The following is an 18,300-nucleotide window of genomic DNA, read 5'->3' as shown; positions in this document are numbered from 1 at the left end:
GACGTCGGCTTCGGCCGCCGTCCCCTCCTGTCGTCTCCGTCCGACGAGATCAGACGCCGCTGAGGCCGCCGATCATGTTCCCCATCGAGGAGCCGCCTCCGAAGGACGCAGGGTCGAAGGGATCGACGGGCGTCGGGCGGGGAGTGCGGCGTGCGACCGCATCACCCAGTTCCTCCGCTGCGCGGTCGATGCGCTCCTGCAACGGGCGCACGGCGTCACCACCGGCGTCGCCCCAGTCGGACGAGGCCGCGAACACCCCCGTCGGCACGGCATCGGCGTGCAGATAGGCGAAGAGCGGTCGGATGGCGTAGTCGATCGCGAGCGAGTGACGTGCCGTGCCGGCATTGGCGCCGATGAGCACCGGGACTCCGGCGAGCGCCTGCGGGTCGAGGACGTCGATGAACGTCTTGAACAACCCGCTGTAGCTCGTGCTGAAGATCGGCGACACCACCACGAGTCCGTCGGCCGCCGCCACGTCGGCGAGCATCGACTCGAGTCGCAGCGAGGGGAACCCCGTGATCAGGTTGTCCATGAGGTCACGGGCGTACTCCCGGAGCTCGATGGTCGTCACGACAGCCGTCACATCCCTCGCCGCGAGATCGGCCACGACGGCGGACGACAATCGGTCCGCCAGAAGACGGGACGACGACGGCGTGCTGAGCCCGGCCGTCACCACGACGATCCTGCGCTCAGACACGCGCACCCTCCTCGGACTCCTCGGCGGAGGAGGACAGAGCCTCGGCCACGCGTGCCGCGTGGGTCGGTGCATCCGGGACCGTCTCCGGACGGTTCACCGCGAGCTCTCGGCGGAGCACGGGCACGACCTCCTCACCGAGGATGTCGAGCTGTTCGAGCACCGTCTTGAGCGGGAGTCCGGCGTGATCCATGAGGAAGAGCTGGCGCTGGTAGTCGCCGAAGGAGTCGCGCATCGACGCGTAGCGATCGATGACCTCCTGCGGGCTCCCGACCGTCAGTGGCGTCTGCCTGGTGAAGTCCTCGAGGCTCGGACCGTGACCGTAGACGGGCGCGTTGTCGAAGTACGGGCGGAACTCGGTCACCGCATCCTGGGAGTTCTTCCGAATGAACGCCTGGCCCCCGAGACCGACGATCGCCTGGTCGGCGCGACCGTGGCCGTAGTGCTCGAAACGCTGGCGGTAGAGGCCGATGAGCCGCATGAAGTGCTCCTTCGGCCAGAAGATGTTGTTCGCGAAGAAGCCGTCGCCGTAGAACGCCGCCTGCTCGGCGATCTCGGGCGTGCGGATGCTGCCGTGCCAGACGAACGGCGGGACATCGTCGAGCGGCCGGGGGGTGGACTGGAAGCCCTGCAGCGGTGTGCGGAAACGTCCCTGCCAGTCCACGTAGTCCTCGCGCCACAGGCGGTGGAGAAGGTTGTAGTTCTCGAGAGCGAGCTCGACGCCTTGGCGGATGTCCTTGCCGAACCAGGGGTACACCGGCCCGGTGTTCCCTCGTCCCATCATGACGTCGACACGACCGTCGGCGAGGTGCTGGAGCATTGCGAAGTCCTCAGCGATCTTCACGGGGTCGTTCGTCGTGATGAGCGTCGTACTCGTCGAGAGGATGATCCGCTCGGTGCGCGCCGCGATGTACCCGAGCATCGTCGTCGGACTCGATGGAACGAACGGCGGATTGTGGTGCTCGCCGCTCGCGAAGACGTCGAGACCGACCTCTTCCGCTTTGAGCGCGATCGCGACCATGGCCTTGATCCGCTCGTGCTCGGTCGGCGTACGACCCGTCGTCGGATCGGTCGTGACGTCACCGACGGTGAAGATGCCGAACTGCATCATGAGAGCACCACTCCTTCATTTCCATTCATTTGAATATAAATATCAGAACGGCAACGGGTCGGTGGATATTCCCGACCCCAATAGTGTGGGACGACCACGAGAAAGGCCGCACATGGTCGACACCGCGAACACCGAGACGCCGCAGAAGCCCGCGCGTCGCCGGGTGCCGTACTGGGACAACATCCGCTTCGCCTGCATCGTCCTCGTCGTCGCCGGCCACGGCATCCAGCGCCTCACCTACGACTCCGACTGGGCGCTCACCGTCTACCTGGCCATCTACGCCTTCCACATGCCGGCGTTCGCCGTGGTGAGCGGTTACTTCTCCAAGTCGGAGCCGCCCGGGCGCCGGCAGATGTCGCGCGTGATCACGGACATCATCCTCCCGTACATCATCTTCGAGTCGGTCTGGACCCTCGTGCAGTTCGCCGTCGAGGGATCGGGCAACCTCAACCCGACCCAGCCGTCCTGGACGCTCTGGTTCCTCCTCGCCCTCGGGATCTTCCGGCTGATCCTCCCCTACCTCGCCCTCTTCCGCTTCCCCGTCCTCTGGGCCGTCCTCATCTCCGTCGGAGTCGGGTACCTCGACAACGTCGACAGCACGTTCTCGCTGTCTCGGACGCTCGGCATCCTGCCGTTCTTCGTCATCGGCTGGCGACTGCGTACGACTCCCCTCGCCGATGCCTGGCTCAGCGCGGATCGCCGCATGATCGTCGGCGTCCGGGCGGCCGCCGTCGGATTCCTCGCCCTCGCGGTCTGGGTGTTCTGGTCGGGTATCGACCTCTGGCGCATGATCGATCTGCGGTACTGGTTCTTCTACGACGACTCCTACAAAGGACTGGGTGAGGACCAGTGGTGGGCCGGTGGTGTCCGACTCGGCCTGATCGTGATCGCCCTCCTCCTCGTCGCCGCGTTCTTCTCGCTCGTCCCGCGACGCCAGACGTTCTTCACCACATTCGGTCAGTACACGATGTACGCGTACCTCCTGCACAGCTTCGTCCTCTACCCCCTGAGGGAGACGGGCATCCTGCGCGACGAGGCGACGACGCGAATCTGGCTCGTCGCCATGCTGATCGGGTCGTTCCTCCTCGCGATGGCCCTGTCGTCACGCCCCGTCAGACGGGTGTTCCGACCGCTCATCGAGCCGAAGCCGCGTTGGCTCTTCACCGACGATCCCGACCGGCGCCGCGGCGAGTCCCGCACCGACCCGACGGGGTCGAGGCGCGAACCGTCGCGGCCGCGCGCCGACGGAGCTCGCGGCTCGGCCGACGACCGCTCCCGCGAGCGGGGCTGACGACTCAGCGACCGCTGTGCTCGGCGAGCGTGATGACGTCTTCCGCGGCGCGCACGAGCGCCGTGCCGTAGGAACGGCCGTGCCCCGCGGCGTGGACCGCGAGAGGGTGGAGCTGGTGGAGCGGAATACGTTCGCGCCAGCCCGCGCGCAGCGGCGTCACCGATTCGTAGCCGCGCAGGACGTCGCCGAGGAAGGCGCAGCCGAAGAGGTCCAGCATCGCGAGGTCCGTCTCGCGGTGTCCACCGTGGGCGGCCGGATCGATGAGCACGACGCCTGACGGACTCCAGAGCACGTTGCCCGACCACAGGTCGCCATGCAGGCGCGCCGGGGGTTCGTCGTCGTCGAAGACCCCGCCCGAGACGGCGCTGCATGCCCGTCGCACCGTGTGCGCCTCATCGGCCGTCACCGTTCCGACACTCTCGGCGATCTCGAGAAAGGGCAGGACGCGATCGCGCGCATAGAAGACGCCCCAGGCGTCTTCCTGGGCAGCCGGCATCTCGCGGCGTCCGATGTAGAGACGACCGGACCACCCGGGAGGAGCTGCTCCGAAGGCTGCAGCGCCGGCCGCGTGTGTCGCCGCGAGTCCGGCCCCGAAAGTCGCCGCCGCCTCGGCGCTCGGAACACCGGACTCGACGCGTTCGAGTTCGATGCTCTCGGTGGAGACGGCGATCACGCGGACGATGCGTGCGCCGCCGGCGTCCCGCAGCCACTCGAGACCGGCGGCTTCCGCTGGGTAGGAGTCGGCCGAGACCGGGCTCGACTTGACGACCGTGTCTTGCGCCACGATGACCTCAGTCGCCTGAGCGGGCGCGGCTCACGAGGTAGGCAGCGATTCCGGCGAGGATGAGCGCGACGACGACGGCGAAGACGGCCTTCACGATGAACCACGCGACGTTGAAGAGGAAGCCGACGAACCACCACGCCACCACGAGGGCGATGATGAAGACGATGATGCCGACGAGCGACGACCAGGGGCTCCTGCGCATGTGTTCCTCCGTCGTCGGTGTGCTCGTTCCAGCGTATGTCATGCAGAACGGGCCGCCACCCGTGAGGGTGACGGCCCGTTGCGCAAGAAGTTCGCGGTATCAGCGAGAGCCGATCAGCGAGCGGTGCCGCTGACTAGCGACGCAGCCCGAGACGCTCGATGAGCGCACGGTAGCGGTTGATGTCGACGTCCTGGAGGTAACCCAGGAGGCGACGGCGCTGGCCGACGAGGAGGAGCAGGCCACGACGCGAGTGGTGGTCGTGCTTGTGCTCCTTCAGGTGCTCGGTGAGGTCCTTGATCCGAGTGGTGAGGATTGCCACCTGCACCTCGGGGGATCCGGTGTCTCCGGGGTGGGTCGCGTACTCTTCGATGATCGCCTTCTTGGAGTCTGAATCGAGTGCCATAGAGGGATCCCCTTCCTGTTCGTTGCGCGGTGCCCGCGACCTGATGTCGGGGCGCTCTTGATCCGCGGCCGTTCGACGGCAACTTCCCTACTTTAGCAGGTACGGGAGCCCGACGACCGACCACTTCCCAGCCTCTCCCCCGGATCGAGCGGCGGTCGGCTCGACGTCGGTGGCATGTGTGAGGATGCTCGCATCGACCGGACGACGGGGGAAGACACATGACGAACGACCAGCGCCAGCACGAAGCGGACCGGCACCACAGCACACTCGACCCTCATGGGGGCTGCGCCATCGTGCCGCCCTATCTGCTCGAGCGGCTCGCCTCGCTCGACGACCCGGTGTTCACCCGCGCGGCGGCGGCCGCTCGCCACTCCCTGGTGCGTCGCACGGTGCACTCTCGTCCCGAAGGGGTCAGGGACGACCCGGCTGCCGCGCTCAGCACGGCACGGGCGACCGCGCGGCGAGCTCGTCCGTGCCGTCTTCGATGCCCACAGCACGGAGGACCTCCCCGGCACACCGGTGCGCGCGGAGGGCGAGCCTTCGACGGGAGACCCCGCCGCCGACGAGGCGTACGACGGCCTGGGGGCCACGCACGCACTCTTCCTCGACGCTTTCGACCGGGATTCCATCGACGATTCCGGGCTCCCGCTCGAAGCCACGGTGCACTTCGGCAACGCGTACGACAACGCGTTCTGGGACGGATCACGCATGGTCTTCGGCGACGGGGACGGACAGGTGTTCGAGCGCTTCACGCGTTCGCTCAGTGTGATCGGCCACGAGCTCAGCCACGGAGTCGTGCAGTACTCGACGAACTTCGTCTATGAGGGGCAGTCGGGCGCATTGAACGAGTCGGTCGCCGATGTGTTCGGCGTCCTCGTCGAGCAGTATGCATCGCGACAGTCATCCGACGAGGCGAGCTGGCTGATCGGCGTCGGGCTGTTCACCGACGAGGTCGAGGGCGACGCCATCCGCTCGATGTCCGACCCGGGATCCGCCTACGACGACGACGTCCTCGGGAAGGATCCGCAGCCCGGGCACATGCGCGACTACATCGATACCGTGGAGGACAACGGAGGGGTCCACCTGAACTCGGGTATCCCCAATAAGGCCTTCCACCTCGCAGCCACAGGCATCGGCGGCTTCGCATGGGAGCGGGCCGGGCGGATCTGGTATCACGCTCTCACCGAGGGCTCGCTCACGGCCACGGCCACCTTCTCGGAGTTCGCCGCGCAGACGATCACGTCGGCGCAGACCGTGTTCGGGGTCGAGTCGCCGGAGCGCTCCGCGGTGGTCGCGGCATGGGACGGGGTCGGCGTGGCGGTGGAGGCCGCAGAGGAGGGCGTCGCCCCGATCGACACGGCGTCCTGAGCCGCAGGGTCATCCCCAACGCACCGTCTTCCGGACATCCACGAGGGTGCCGAGCGTAGACTCGGCGCATGAGAGTCGAGGTCACGCGGAGCGGCGGATTCGCCGGTATCTCTCGGGGCTGGCAAGCCGATGTGGACGAGCAGCCGGACAAGGACGACTGGCTCATCCTCATCGACGATCTGCCGTGGGACGACGTCCCCGCGCAGCCGAGCGAGCCCGACCGGTACACGTGGATCATCCGCATCGCCCCGCAGAGCCCTGAGGCGGGTACGCAGCACGAGGCCGAGCTGCCGGAGCGCGCACTGACCGGTGGCTGGCGGGAACTCGTCGATCGCGTCCAGGAGTGCGGCACTCCGGTGCACCGCGGCCGCTGACCTCAGCGACGGCTCGCCGTTGAGCGGACAGGTCCGCCGGGCCTCCCCGCGATCAGCGGGTCGCCAGCGCTTCGTCGAGCGATCTGCCCCTCTTGTCCGCAAGACCCAGGGCCGCCGTCGCCGCAACGATGAAGACGGCAGCGAAGACGACGAACACGAGCAACGTCGAGGTCGTCGCCAGCAGCACCGGCACGATGAGCGGGGCGATGATCGACGCGATCCTCCCGACGCCGGCGGCCCACCCGGCTCCCGTTCCGCGGAGCGGCGTCGGGTAGAGCTCGGGGGTCACCGCGTAGAGCGCACCCCACGCACCGAGGTTGAAGAACGAGAGGAGCATGCCGGCCCCGATGACCTGCCACTCAGCGGAGGCGAGTCCGAAGAGTGCGGCCGATGCAGCGGATCCCACGAGGAACGCGGCGAGGGTCCTGTTGCGTCCCCACTTCTCCACGAGGATCGCCGAGACCGCGTAGCCGGGGAGTTGGGCGAGGGTGATGATGAGCGTGTAGCCGAACGAACGTACGAGGTCGAAGCCGGATGCGACGAGGATCGTCGGCAGCCAGATGAATGCTCCGTAGTACGAGAAGTTCACGCAGAACCACACGATCCATAGAGAGATCGTCTGGCGGCGGACGGGTGCGGCGAACAGACCCGATACCCGTGCCGGAGCCGTCCTCGCGGGCACCACGGTGTCGGGTGTCGCCACGATGGCGTCCGGCGACACGACTCCGGCCGCACGCTCGAAACGTCGGACCGTGGCCTCGGCCTCGCCGATGCGCCCCTTCGACTCGAGGAAGCGGACCGATTCGGGCATCCCCAGACGGATCACGACGGCGTAGACCGCAGGCACGGCTCCGAGGGCGAGCGCCCATCGCCATCCGATGTCGCTCGCGGGGATGACGAAGAATCCGATGAGGGCGGCGACCGTCCAGCCGACGGCCCAGAACGACTCGAGGATGACGATGATGCGGCCGCGGATCCGTGGCGGAGCGAACTCGCTCACGAGCGTCGACGCCACGGGGAGCTCGGCGCCGAGGCCGAGGCCGACCACGAAGCGCAGAGCGATGAGGACGCCGACGGACCAGGCGAGCGCGGAGAGCCCCGTCGCGAGCCCGAACAGCAGCAGGGTGAACGCGAAGACCTGCCGCCGGCCGATCCTGTCGGCGAGGAGACCACCGACGCTCGCGCCGATCGCCATGCCCATGAACCCCGCTGACGCGACCCAACCGAGCATCCCGACGTCGTTTGGCCAGGTGACGGCGAGGGCCGCGATCACGAATGAGACGAGGCCGACGTCCATGGCGTCGAGCGCCCATCCGACACCGGAGCCGACGAGGAGTCGGCGATGTTCGCGGGAGAATGGCAACCGGTCGAGGCGCTCGAGACGAGAGGCTCCAGCGCGCGCCTGATCGCTGACGGTGTCCGTTTCCATGCGCTTATTCTCACAGCCACGACACAGCACAGGTACACGCGGCGCTCCTACGCTCTAAGCAGGGCGATGTCCGCGTTCAGACGCTCGTGGACCGTTCTCAGGGCGAAAGGACGATCATGGGCTTCCTCGACAGACTCCTCGGGCGCGACGAGGAACCGAATCGGCCGACCGCAACGACCGGCCCCGGAGCCGCGTCGCCCCGTTCGGAGGACGAGATCGCGGTGGAGCGTTACCGCTACCTCCTCCGAACCGCCCCGCCGGAGACGATCGAGCAGGTGCACGCCGAGGCGTTCGAGAAGCTCACGCCCGAGCAGCGACAGATGGTCTTCGACGACCTGAGCGCGAACGCCCCGCAGGGCGAGGCACCGCGCGACGCGTCGGCGTCGTCGCTCGCATCGGCCGCCACCCGTTCCGAGCTGCGAAGCCCCGGCACCCTCGAGCGCTCCTTCGGAGGGGGGCAGCGTGGACCCGGATTCGGTTCGATCGTCGGAGGCTCGCTCCTCGGAACCGTCGCGGGCTACGTGATCGGATCGGCGATCGTCAGCGCGTTCCTCCCGCCGATGGGCGACTTCTCCTCCGACTCGGCAGCAGACGCCGGCGGGGAGACGGCCACGGACACCAGCGGCACAGGAGCCGATTCTGGAGGCTGGGATGCCTCAGGCGGCGACTTCGGCGGTGGGGACTTCGGTGGCGGTGACTTCGGGGGCGGAGACTTCGGCTTCTGAGCAGACCCGGCCGCTCAGCCGGCCAGGGCCGGCGAGACGGCGGCTCGAGCCTCCGCGCCGAGGAACTCTCCAGCCAGGAGTTCGAGCGTTCGGGCGCGAGAGCCGGCCGTTCCCGTCTCGGCGCCGTCGTGCTCCGAGGCGACCGGCGAGACCATGATCTCGTCGACCTCGAAGCGGGCCGCCAGATCACGGAGCGCTCCGGCGGCTGTGGCGGCATCGCCGATGATCGACGAACGACGCCCCTGCTCGACGAACTCCTGCTGCACCGGGGTCAATTCTGCGGCGGCCGCGTCCTCGACGGTCGGAAGGGGACCGAGCTTCGCCCCCGTGCGGAGACGTGCCATGAGCTGCAACTGAGGAAGCGCGAGAGCATCGGCCTCTTCTGCCGTGTCGGCGGCGACCACCGATGCGGTCACGAAGGTGCGCGGAGCCGCCAGGAGCTCGGACGGCTCGAATCGGGATCGGTAGAGCTCGACCGCTCGCTCCGCTCCCCCGCCGGCGCCCGCGAAGTGGTGGGCGAACACGTACGGAAGTCCGAGCTGTGCCGCGAGCAGGGCCGAGTAGTCGCTCGATCCGAGCAGCCACGCGAGTGGCGTCGAAGCGGCCGACGGTGTGGACCGGAGGCTGTACTCCTCGCCAGAGGTGAGACGCACGTGGGCGCCGTCGCCGGAGAGCATCGCGAGCAGATCGGAGACCGCGTCGGGGAACGTGTCGACCCGGGTGGTCGGACCGGAGCGGGTGAGCACCGCGCTCACGACGGGATCGCTTCCGGGAGCACGACCGAGACCCAGGTCGATGCGCCCCGGCGCTGCGGCCTCGAGCAGGGCGAACTGCTCCGCGATCACGAGGGCGGCGTGGTTGGGAAGCATCACCCCGCCGGATCCGAGCCGGATCCTCTCTGTGCGCGAGGCGGCGAGCGCGATGAGCGTCGCCGGGTTCGTCGATGCGACCGACGCCATGTTGTGGTGCTCGGCGAACCAGTAGCGGGTGTATCCGAGTCCGTCGGCTGCAGCGACGAGGTCGAGGGAGGCGGACAGAGCCGCCGACGTCGACTGGCCTCGACGGACGGACACGAGATCGAGAACGGACAACTCCACGGGGTACCGACCTTTCCTGCGGCCGTCGTTCGCCGCTCTCAAGGACAAGGAGATCGACCGCCACGGAATTCCCGCGGGTACGCGCCGACAGGCGCGGCTCTCAGCTCAGGAGGTCGTACCAGCCCGTACCGCGGGCGTACTCGAAGACGAGGTTCGTCTCGGTGTGCGCGACGGCCGGGTGGCCCGTGAGGTAATCGACCACGAAATCGCGGAGCTCCGTCGAGTTGTGGGCGGCGAGGTGGAGGAGGTAGTCGTCGCGTCCTCCCATGTGGAACAGGGCCATGACGCCAGGCCACGTCGGAGCCTCGGCGCGGAAGCGTTCGATCTCCGCGCGCGCATGCTTCGTGAGCCGGACGGCGATGATCGCCTGGATGGGAGCACCGAGGGCGTTGAGGTCGATATCGGCGTGGTAACCCGTGATGTGGCCCGAACGCTGAAGCCGCCGCACCCGCAGCGACACGGTCGACTCGGCGATGCCGAGCTCCCCCGCGAGCGCTGAACCTGACGACCGCGCGTTCTTCGACAACAGACGCAGAAGCGCCCTATCGATGTCGTCGAGCTGTTCGCTCCTGGAGGTCGTCACGACTCTGTCCTTGCTTCGGGTTTCGGTTCTCGGCGGAGCTGATCGATACCTCCGCCTCCGGAAGTCTACGGAAGCCTGGACGATGCGCCCTCCCCCACAACGCGGTACCCCGCGGGTGAACAACGCGTTACCGCACAGCGCCCACTGCTCTAGTCTCAAGCCATGATCATCCTCATCACCGCGGCCGCCGTCGCCGCTGCGGCCGTGCACGTGCTCATCTTCTACTGGGAGTCCGTGGCGTGGACCCGTCCGACGGTGTGGCGTCGATTCGGGCTCGCGAGCCAGGAGGATGCCGAGACGACCAGGATCCTCGCCTACAACCAGGGCTTCTACAACCTCTTCCTCGCGATCGGCACGATCCTCGGCGTGATCCTCTATGCCGTGGGGCTCGTGGGTCCCGGTCTCGCGATCGGTCTCTTCTCGGTCTCGAGCATGGTGCTCGCGGCTCTCGCCCTCGTCTCGAGCGGTCCCGGCCGCTGGAAGAGCGCCATCGTCCAGGCCCTCTTCCCCCTCGTCACCGTGGTCCTCGTCATCATCGAACTGATCACATCGACTCCCTGAGGCCGCGCCGGCGAACGCGACGAACCCCCGACGGAAGCGAGTCCGTCGGGGGTTCGTCGTCTACGGAGATGGGCCTCAGCGCACGCCGAGCAGGTCGATCACGAAGATGAGGGTCTCGCCCGAGAGGCGGTGTCCCGATCCGGCCGGGCCGTAGGCCTGGTGCGGCGGAACGGTGAGCTGACGACGTCCGCCGACCTTCATGCCGGGGATGCCCTCCTGCCATCCCTGGATGAGCTGCGCGAGGGGGAACGTGATGCTCTGTCCGCGGCTCCACGAGGAGTCGAACTCCTCGCCCGAGGAGTGGGAGACGCCGAGGTAGTGCACCTCGACGGTCGACGATGCCTTCGCCTCGTCTCCGTCGCCGACGATGAGGTCGACGATCTCGAGGGACTCCGGTGCGGGACCGGTGGGGGCGTCGATCTCTGGCTTGTTGCGTGCTTCAGTCATGTGTCCATCCAACCGTGGGCGACTCCGCACGTCAAAGAGAGCGCGATTCGATCGACGGGGGTCTTGCGTCCACGCGCCCCGAGGAGCATGATGCTGCTACGCATTCATCGCCCGGTCGACTCGCAGGCATCGCCGCAGCACCGGGCGATGAATCATGTCGGGGGCAGGTCGGCGAGCGACGCGTCCGGCAGATGACCGTGCAGGCGCGGCGACCCCTGTGAGGGCCCGGTCGAACGGATAGCCTAGGGGTGTGAAGTTCGCGCACCTCAGCTCCCCTGCCCAGCCCGACGCCGGTGTCCGCCTGGCGGCCGTCGTCGATGACGGGGCGGTGTTCCTCGACGAGATCCTCGACGATGCACCGGCGACCCTTCAGGAACTGATCACCCGAGGCGACGACGAGCTCGCGCGCGTCACGGCCTACGTCGGCAACGCCGCCGCGTCGGGCATCGACCCGGTGCCGCTCTCCGGACTCGAGCACGCCTCCGCCGTCCTCGAGCCGCCCGTCGTGATCGCCGTCGGCCTCAACTACTCCGCGCACTCCTCCGAGCTCAACCTCAAGACGGATCAGGCGCCCACCCTCTTCACCCTGTGGCCGAACTCGCTCACGGGCCACGACCACACCACGACCTGGCCGCGCGAACTGAGCGAGCAGGTCGACTACGAAGCCGAGCTCGGCGTGATCATCGGCCGACCGGCGCGCAACGTGTCCGAGGAGGACGCGCTCGACTACGTGTGGGGCTACACGGTCGTCAACGACATCACGGCGCGCAACATCCAGTACTCGGAGACGCAGTGGACGCGCTGCAAGTCGTTCGACGGCTTCACCCCCACGGGGCCCGTCGCCGTCACGAAGGACGAGGTCGCCGACCCGCAGGACCTCCACGTGAAGACCGTGCTCGACGGCCGCCTGCTCCAGGACTCCTCGACGGCTCTCATGGTGAGGAGCGTCGCCCGACTCATCTCCCACATCTCCGGCAGCACGACCCTCCTGCCGGGCACGCTCATCTCCACCGGAAGCCCCGGAGGGGCCGGCTACTCGCGCGACCCGCAGGTCTTCCTGCAGGACGGGTCGACCGTCACCGTCTCGATCGACGGGATCGGCGAGCTCACGACCCACTGCCGCATGGTCTGAGTCTCGTCCCTCGACACGAGAAGAGGGATCGTGCACGCCGAGACGTGCACGATCCCTCTTCTCGTCTCCTAGGCGCCGGTCTGCTCGTCGATGTCGATGATCGGGATGGCCATCGTCGTGGCCTCGAGACCCGACAGCCGTGCGGGTGACAGCTGCTTGTCGACCTCGTCGCGCGACATGAGATCGGCCTCGACCACGAGGTCGGCGACGTTCCGGCCCGTGAGGAGCGCCGTCTTCGCGAGCGCCGCCGCCGCCGTGTAGCCGATGAACGGGGTGAGTGCCGTGATGACGCCGACGGAGCTGCCCACCATGGTTCCGAGTCGTTCCTCGTTCGCCGTGATGCCGTCGATGCAGTTCACGCGGAGCGTCCAGCAGGCCTGCGTGAGCCACGTGATCGACTGCAGCAGGGAGTGCGCGATCACCGGCTCGAAGGCGTTCAACTGGAGCTGCCCGGCCTCGGCAGCCATCGTGACGGTCATGTCCGCGCCGACGACGGAGAAGGCCACCTGATTGACGACCTCGGGGATCACCGGGTTCACCTTGCCGGGCATGATGCTCGAGCCCGCCTGACGCGGCGGCAGGTTGATCTCCCCGAACCCGGCCTGAGGGCCGCTCGAGAGCAGCCGGAGGTCGTTGCAGATCTTCGAGAGCTTGATCGCCGAACGCTTGAGGGTTCCGCTGAACGACATGAATCCGCCGGCATCGCTCGTGGACTCGATGAGGTCGGGGGCCGTCTCGAGGCGCAGTCCGGTGATGCTGTTGAGGTGGTCGACGACGGCGGCGGCGTAGCGCGGGTCCGCGGTGATTCCCGTGCCGATCGCGGTCGCTCCGAGGTTGATCTCCGCGAGGAGCCACACCGTCTCGGAGAGCCGTGCGTGATCCTCTCCCAGAGTCGTGGCGAAGCCGTGGAACTCCTGGCCGAGGGTCATCGGCACGGCGTCCTGCAGCTGCGTGCGCCCCACCTTGAGGACGTGTCGGAACTCGACGGCCTTGGCGGCGAACGAGGCGCGCAGCTGCTCGAGCTCGTCGAGGAGGTGGCGCAGGGCGAAGGCGAGCGAGATCTTGACGGCCGTGGGGTAGACGTCGTTGGTGCTCTGACTGCGGTTGGTGTGGTCGTAGGGCGAGAGGAACGCGTAGTCGCCCTTTGGCCGGCCCGCGATCTCGAGAGCGACGTTGGTGATGACCTCGTTCGCGTTCATGTTCGTGGACGTGCCGGCGCCTCCCTGGATGACGCCCGTGACGAACTGGTCGTGGAACTCGCCGCCGATGACCCGCTGACACGCCTGGTCGATGAGGTCGGCCTTCGCACGGCTGAGCACGCCGAGGTCGGCGTTCGTGCGCGCCGCCGCCTGCTTCACCGAGGCGAGCGCGACCACGAGATCCGGGTAGACGGAGATCGGTCGCTTCGTGATCGGGAAGTTCTCGAGAGCCCTCGCTGTATGGATGCCCCAGTAGGCGTCGGCCGGGATGTCGAGCGACCCGAGGGAGTCCGTCTCCGTCCGCACATCGGAGGCCGGAGCGCCGGCGGAACGGTGGGTCTCGGTGTCTGTCATGTTCTCACTGCCGAAGGTGTCGTACGTCGCGGTCGTCGTCGTTGCGGTGGTCGCGACGCGCGGGCGCGGCGCTCTCTGTGAAAGTGTCACGGTGGTTGGCTCCATTGCCGATGTCGGTGCTTGTGGCGGGACGGATCGAGTCTAACGCCGACGACGTCGCGGCCCCGAGTACTCACCACAGGTTGTCGACCTGCGTACCTATACGAATACTGTTTCTGTTACGGTCGATGCCGCGGGCGGCCGCTCGCGACATCACGTTCGTATTCGGGGGGGATCATGAAGCAGACGTACGCGGGCCTCGCGTTCCTCGCGTCCGCCCCTCTCGCGCTCACCGGATGTACCGCCACAGCCTTCACCTCTCGAGCCGCATCGGCCACGCCCACGGCCCCTCGCATCGAGGGGCCGTGGGCCGCGGAATTCACCGCCGAGTGGCAAGCCGCGACGACGGACGTCGAGCGGCGGATCCTCGAGGACGGAGTCGTCACTGACCAGGAGTACTCGGAGATGACGGAACGATTCCGAGCGTGCTTGGCGGACGCGGGGATCGAGTTCGGTGGATTCGAGCCGGACGGCTCCTACGAGACCACCAGCACGCCGGGCGCCGACCAGGACGCCGCTCACGAGACGGTCAACGACTGCTCTCGGACATCGGGAGAGGACAGCGTCGGACTCCTGTACTCGTGGGTCGACCGAAACCCCGAGCACCTCGACGACAACGCCATCGTGGTCCAGTGCCTCCAGGACAGCGGCGGCGTGGACCGCGGTTACACGGCCGCGGAATACAGCCAGGACATCGAGCTCGAGAGCTCCCCGTTCATCGTCGATGTCCGCACTGGGCTCGCCGCCGTCGAGGTCTGCGAGAGCGACCCGCTCGGTCTCTTGGGGATGCAGGATCGATGACGCGTGTCAGCTGGCGTGTGCTCGGGGGCACCGCCGTCGCCACCGCGGCGGCCGTCGCGGCCGGTGCCGCGATCGCCGCTCTGGTGCTGAGCCCGGCGTCGCCGCAGGCTCTCGAGACGCCGAGCGCGATCAGCTCGGCGCCGGTCGGTTCGCAGCCGTTCGACGACGCCCGTTCGGTCACCGTGGAGTTCGCACTCGGTGGCGCGACCACGCTCGCCTCTCCCGGCGACGGACGAGTCACCTCCTTCACGTGCGCGGCCGGCGGCACGATCACCTCGGGCGACAGCGCGCTCTCGATCGACGGTGCCCCGATCCTCACCCTCGCGACGCGCATACCCCTCTGGCGGGACCTCGTCGAGGAGGACACGGGAGACGACGTCCGCGCGGTGCAGCAGGAGCTGTCGCGCCTCGGCGAGCCCATCACGGTCGACGGCGTACTCGGACGCGAGACGCTCGACGCCCTCGAACGGCGCTTCCGCGATCTCGGGGATCGGGCGGAGCTGGACGGCGTCGCCGCCTCACGGATCCTCTGGATCCCGGCTGCATCGGTCGCGGTCGACGAGTGCGATGCTGGGACCGGGGCGACGGTGACGGCCGGCGACCCGCTCGCCGTCCTCGCCGCGGGACTCACGTCGGCGTCGGCCGAGCTGCCCGAGGATCTCGTGCCCGGCCAGCGCGTGCTCGTCGTCGACGGCGAGCGCCTCCCGCTCGGTACGGACGGGGCGGTCACGGACACTGCAGCGCTCTCTGCTCTCACGTCCTCATCGCTGGTTCGAGAAGCCATCGCGGGCGAGGCCACGAGCTTCACGACGACCGCGGAGCTCACCGACCCCATCGAGATCGCCGTCGTACCGCCATCGGCAGTCGTCGCGATCTCAGGGGCCACAGGGTGCGTCGTCGTCGACGGATCGGCACGGCCCGTCGACATCGTCGGCAGCCAGCTCGGCCAGACGCTCGTGCGTTTCGGCGACGGCGAGAACCTGCCGGAGAGCGTCACCCTCCACCCGTCGGAGTCGACGACGTGCGGGTAGAGCTCGACGACCTCGGCCACCGGTTCCCCGGCGCTCCCCCGCTCTTCGAACACGTCTCCCACGTTCTCGAGCCCGGCGAGGTCTACTCGCTCACCGGGCCCTCCGGGTCGGGCAAGAGCACCCTTCTTGCCATCCTCGCCGGGTGGATCCGTCCGGCGTCTGGCACGGTGCGGCGCATCGACGTCACCGACGTCGGGTGGGTGTTCCAGAATCCGTTCGGCGTGCCCGGGCGCACAGCCGTCGACCACGTCGCCCTCGCCTTCCTCGCACGCGGCGAGTCGGTGACGGCGGCGGATGAGGCGGCCCGCGCCGCACTCGAACGGTTCGGCCTCGGATCGTCCGCTGACAAGCCGTTCCGGTCGCTCTCGGGCGGCGAGGCGCAGCGCCTCATGCTGGCTCGGGGACTCGCCGCCGAACCGGACCTCCTCCTCGTGGACGAACCGACGGCACAATTGGACGCCCGGACGGCGACGGACGTGAACGACGCGCTTCTCGCCGCGTCGAGCCCCACGACGATCGTCGTCGTCGCCACCCACGACACCCGAACCCGCGATGCGTGCACTCGCCACATCGATCTCGGTCTCGCGGCATCTGTTCGCCGGGCGCCGCTCGCCGAACGCCCGGAGTCCGCATGAGAGCCGCCGCGATCCTTCGCGAAGCATGGCGGGACATCGTCACCGGCACCACCCGGATCGCGACCTTCGCACTCGCGTTCGGTGTCCTCGTGACCGGTGTCGCCGCGGCCGACCAGCTGACGGTGCGCCGGCTCGTCGACGAGGCCGACCAGTACCGCGCCTCGGGAGCCTCCATCGTGACGATCACGGCGGAAGGTCGCGTGCGCGGCGATGCGTGCGAAGCGCTCGGCCGCCTTCCCGGGGTCCGCGCCGCCGGTGCGCTCAGGCAGGAGGACGACGGACTGCGACTGTCCGCACTCCCCCAGTCGCCCCTCACGCTCTACACGGTCACGCCGCACCTCCCCGATGTGCTGTCGGCCGCGTCCGACGGCAACGGTCTCGTGCTCTCCGCCGACGCCGCCTCTGCCGCCGGGCGCGGGGCGCGCGACCCCGTCGATACGGTGGAGGGCGCCTCCCGCATCGCCGGGGTGTACGACTACCCGGAAGATGGCCGACGCGTCGGCTTCGGCTACGCGGCACTCGACGTGTCGGCCGCCTCCGAGCTCTACGACGAGTGCTGGGTGGACGCGTGGCCACTCCACGAACGCATCGACGCCCTCCTGCTCACAGCGGTGCAGCCGAGCGCCGACGCGGACGCCGACGTCCAGCTCTCCCGGGTCAACACGACGCTCGGGACGACGTTCGACGGGGCCACTGCGTTCTCGGGTCGCCTCACCGCCGACGCGTGGCTCGTCGCCCTCTGCGGATCGCTCGTCATCGGGTACGTCTCGGTGCGTGTCCGTCGCGTCGCCCTGGCGTCGGCTCTGCACACCCGAGTACCGCGTCGGTCGCTCGCCGCGATTCTCGCGCTCGAGACCTGCTCGTGGGTCGCCCCGATCGCGATCGTCGTCGTGAGCGCCACCGTGGTCTTCGCCGCCATCGGGCCGACAGCGGATCGCGGGACGACGGTACTCCTCACCCTGCGCGTCCTCGCACCGTCGGTGGCTGCGGCGGTCGTCGGAGCGGCTGCGGCCTTCGTCGCCACGCGCGAGCGGCACCTCTTCCGCTACGTGAAAGACCGCTGAGCGGGGCCGCACATCGGCCCGGAGTCGGTTCCTCAGCGCTTGCGGGAGAAGGCCTCGACGCGCTGCTCGGGGGTCAATTCCTCGAGGCGCGTGATGAACGCCTCGTCGAACGTGTCGAAGGTGGTGTGATCGCCCAGCGGAACGACGCTGTGCACGATCGTGTCGTCGTAGACGTCGAGGACCTGGAACGACTGCCCCCCCGTCATTCCATTGACCGCGCGCTGCGGCATCGAGAGGTTCATCGTGTAACACGTGGCCGCGGCGACGGAGACGGGGATGCCCGCGAACGTGGCGTGTGCGGAGTAGTGCAGGTGGCCGCCCAGGATCGCCCGGACGTTCCGCCCCCTCACGACATCGGCGAGCAGGCTCTGCTCGCGGAGTTCGAGGATGTCGAACATGGGCTGGGACGTCGGCATCGGCGGGTGATGCAGGGCGAGGACGGTGCCGTGCTCCGCCGGCTCGTTGAGGCGGGCGTCGAGCCACTCGAGCTGAGCATGAGAGAGCTCGCCGTGGTGGAAACCGGGCACGCTCGTGTCGAGACCGATGAGCCGGAGCCCGTCGAGATCCCAGACCCGGTCGATGGGCTCGAGGCTCGGGGCCTCGTCGAGGAGGCCGACACGCATCGCGTCGCGCTCGTCGTGGTTCCCCGGAACCCAGCACAGCCGCGCCCCGAGGGCCTCGACGGCGGGCTCCACGATCTCGCGCAATCGACGATAGGCGTCGGGCTCCCCGAGATCGGTCAGGTCGCCCGTGAAGACGACGGCGGACGGTCGCAGCCCCATGCGCTCGATCTGAGCGAGCGCCTGTCGCAGGTTCTCGACCACGGGGATGACTCCGTAGAGCGGTTCGCCTCCCGCGATGAGGTGCGGATCGCTCATGTGCACGATCGTCTGTCGCGCTGGCGGGTACTGTCCCA

The 18,300-nt window shown here is 68.6% G+C and carries 21 protein-coding genes; 10 read left to right on the top strand and 11 right to left on the bottom strand.

Annotated features, from left to right (window positions below; genetic code table 11):
* Window positions 1–49: 49 nt before the first annotated feature.
* Window positions 50–697: an FMN reductase gene (locus tag CLV49_RS13220; protein ID WP_106565102.1), complete on the bottom strand. Its 648-nt coding sequence runs from the start codon at window positions 695–697 to the stop codon at window positions 50–52.
* Window positions 690–1,802 (bottom strand): LLM class flavin-dependent oxidoreductase, encoded by a 1,113-nt coding sequence (locus CLV49_RS13215; RefSeq protein WP_106565101.1) that lies wholly within the window; start codon window positions 1,800–1,802, stop codon window positions 690–692. Before CLV49_RS13215 ends, CLV49_RS13220 begins: the two co-directional genes overlap by 8 nt.
* 115 nt (window positions 1,803–1,917) lie before the next feature.
* Between CLV49_RS13215 and CLV49_RS13210 the strand changes: the two genes are divergently transcribed.
* Entirely contained in the window at window positions 1,918–3,096 is a 1,179-nt protein-coding gene (locus CLV49_RS13210) for an acyltransferase family protein (RefSeq protein WP_106563951.1), read from the top strand.
* Between the two features lie 4 nt (window positions 3,097–3,100).
* On the opposite strand, the gene CLV49_RS13205 is transcribed toward CLV49_RS13210, so the two are convergent.
* From CLV49_RS13205 to rpsO, 3 genes are all read right to left on the bottom strand, one after another.
* Window positions 3,101–3,880 (bottom strand): fructosamine kinase family protein, encoded by a 780-nt coding sequence (locus CLV49_RS13205; RefSeq protein WP_106563950.1) that lies wholly within the window; start codon window positions 3,878–3,880, stop codon window positions 3,101–3,103.
* 7 nt (window positions 3,881–3,887) lie between these two features.
* Entirely contained in the window at window positions 3,888–4,082 is a 195-nt protein-coding gene (locus tag CLV49_RS13200; protein ID WP_106563949.1) for a hypothetical protein, read from the bottom strand.
* Between the two features lie 133 nt (window positions 4,083–4,215).
* Window positions 4,216–4,485 (bottom strand): 30S ribosomal protein S15, encoded by a 270-nt coding sequence (gene rpsO / locus CLV49_RS13195; protein ID WP_106563948.1) that lies wholly within the window; start codon window positions 4,483–4,485, stop codon window positions 4,216–4,218.
* A 519-nt stretch (window positions 4,486–5,004) separates the two neighbouring features.
* Between rpsO and CLV49_RS13190 the strand changes: the two genes are divergently transcribed.
* A complete protein-coding gene (locus CLV49_RS13190; RefSeq protein ID WP_424978299.1) occupies window positions 5,005–5,853 on the top strand; it encodes a M4 family metallopeptidase in 849 nt (282 codons plus the stop codon).
* Window positions 5,854–5,921: 68 nt separating this feature from the next.
* Window positions 5,922–6,227, top strand: a complete 306-nt coding sequence (locus CLV49_RS13185) for a protealysin inhibitor emfourin (RefSeq protein ID WP_106563946.1) — start codon at window positions 5,922–5,924, stop codon at window positions 6,225–6,227.
* A 52-nt stretch (window positions 6,228–6,279) separates the two neighbouring features.
* Here the strand turns inward: CLV49_RS13185 and CLV49_RS13180 are convergent, their stop codons facing one another.
* Complete coding sequence (locus CLV49_RS13180; RefSeq protein WP_106563945.1) at window positions 6,280–7,656, bottom strand: MFS transporter; 1,377 nt, start codon at window positions 7,654–7,656, stop codon at window positions 6,280–6,282.
* Window positions 7,657–7,772: 116 nt separating this feature from the next.
* On the opposite strand from CLV49_RS13180, the gene CLV49_RS13175 reads away from it, so the two are divergent.
* Window positions 7,773–8,381: a hypothetical protein gene (locus CLV49_RS13175; protein WP_106563944.1), complete on the top strand. Its 609-nt coding sequence runs from the start codon at window positions 7,773–7,775 to the stop codon at window positions 8,379–8,381.
* A 14-nt stretch (window positions 8,382–8,395) separates the two neighbouring features.
* Here CLV49_RS13175 and CLV49_RS13170 read toward each other — a convergent pair whose 3' ends face one another.
* Both CLV49_RS13170 and CLV49_RS13165 read right to left on the bottom strand, forming a co-directional pair.
* The gene (locus CLV49_RS13170; RefSeq protein ID WP_106563943.1) at window positions 8,396–9,478 is read right to left on the bottom strand and encodes an MsnO8 family LLM class oxidoreductase; all 1,083 of its coding nucleotides are present in this window, start codon (window positions 9,476–9,478) and stop codon (window positions 8,396–8,398) included.
* 100 nt (window positions 9,479–9,578) lie between these two features.
* Window positions 9,579–10,061: an Lrp/AsnC family transcriptional regulator gene (locus tag CLV49_RS13165; RefSeq protein WP_106563942.1), complete on the bottom strand. Its 483-nt coding sequence runs from the start codon at window positions 10,059–10,061 to the stop codon at window positions 9,579–9,581.
* A 162-nt stretch (window positions 10,062–10,223) separates the two neighbouring features.
* Here CLV49_RS13165 and CLV49_RS13160 point away from each other — a divergent pair, with 162 nt between their 5' ends.
* The gene (locus CLV49_RS13160; RefSeq protein ID WP_106563941.1) at window positions 10,224–10,622 is read left to right on the top strand and encodes a DUF1304 domain-containing protein; all 399 of its coding nucleotides are present in this window, start codon (window positions 10,224–10,226) and stop codon (window positions 10,620–10,622) included.
* A gap of 75 nt (window positions 10,623–10,697) precedes the next feature.
* Here CLV49_RS13160 and CLV49_RS13155 read toward each other — a convergent pair whose 3' ends face one another.
* Window positions 10,698–11,069 carry an FKBP-type peptidyl-prolyl cis-trans isomerase gene (locus CLV49_RS13155; RefSeq protein ID WP_106563940.1) on the bottom strand — a complete coding sequence of 124 codons (372 nt, stop codon included), beginning with the start codon at window positions 11,067–11,069 and terminating at the stop codon, window positions 10,698–10,700.
* Window positions 11,070–11,319: 250 nt separating this feature from the next.
* On the opposite strand from CLV49_RS13155, the gene CLV49_RS13150 reads away from it, so the two are divergent.
* Window positions 11,320–12,201: a fumarylacetoacetate hydrolase family protein gene (locus CLV49_RS13150; RefSeq protein ID WP_106563939.1), complete on the top strand. Its 882-nt coding sequence runs from the start codon at window positions 11,320–11,322 to the stop codon at window positions 12,199–12,201.
* A 68-nt stretch (window positions 12,202–12,269) separates the two neighbouring features.
* On the opposite strand, the gene CLV49_RS13145 is transcribed toward CLV49_RS13150, so the two are convergent.
* Complete coding sequence (locus CLV49_RS13145; RefSeq protein WP_106565100.1) at window positions 12,270–13,754, bottom strand: aspartate ammonia-lyase; 1,485 nt, start codon at window positions 13,752–13,754, stop codon at window positions 12,270–12,272.
* Between the two features lie 276 nt (window positions 13,755–14,030).
* Here CLV49_RS13145 and CLV49_RS13140 point away from each other — a divergent pair, with 276 nt between their 5' ends.
* From CLV49_RS13140 to CLV49_RS13125, 4 genes are read left to right on the top strand one after another with little or no spacing between them, the layout of a single operon-like run.
* A complete protein-coding gene (locus tag CLV49_RS13140; RefSeq protein WP_106563938.1) occupies window positions 14,031–14,654 on the top strand; it encodes a hypothetical protein in 624 nt (207 codons plus the stop codon).
* Entirely contained in the window at window positions 14,651–15,685 is a 1,035-nt protein-coding gene (locus CLV49_RS13135; protein ID WP_106563937.1) for a peptidoglycan-binding domain-containing protein, read from the top strand. The genes CLV49_RS13140 and CLV49_RS13135 overlap by 4 nt, the downstream gene beginning before the upstream one ends.
* Entirely contained in the window at window positions 15,676–16,320 is a 645-nt protein-coding gene (locus tag CLV49_RS13130) for an ATP-binding cassette domain-containing protein (protein ID WP_106563936.1), read from the top strand. The genes CLV49_RS13135 and CLV49_RS13130 overlap by 10 nt, the downstream gene beginning before the upstream one ends.
* Window positions 16,317–17,384: a hypothetical protein gene (locus CLV49_RS13125; RefSeq protein ID WP_106563935.1), complete on the top strand. Its 1,068-nt coding sequence runs from the start codon at window positions 16,317–16,319 to the stop codon at window positions 17,382–17,384. The genes CLV49_RS13130 and CLV49_RS13125 overlap by 4 nt, the downstream gene beginning before the upstream one ends.
* A gap of 32 nt (window positions 17,385–17,416) precedes the next feature.
* On the opposite strand, the gene CLV49_RS13120 is transcribed toward CLV49_RS13125, so the two are convergent.
* Window positions 17,417–18,262, bottom strand: a complete 846-nt coding sequence (locus CLV49_RS13120; RefSeq protein ID WP_243696574.1) for a phosphodiesterase — start codon at window positions 18,260–18,262, stop codon at window positions 17,417–17,419.
* Window positions 18,263–18,300: the final 38 nt, after the last annotated feature.

It is taken from the genome of Labedella gwakjiensis (genome assembly GCF_003014675.1).
Classification (GTDB): domain Bacteria; phylum Actinomycetota; class Actinomycetes; order Actinomycetales; family Microbacteriaceae; genus Labedella; species Labedella gwakjiensis.
Note: the sequence above shows the minus strand (reverse complement) of the source record. Positions and strands in the feature narration are given on the sequence as shown.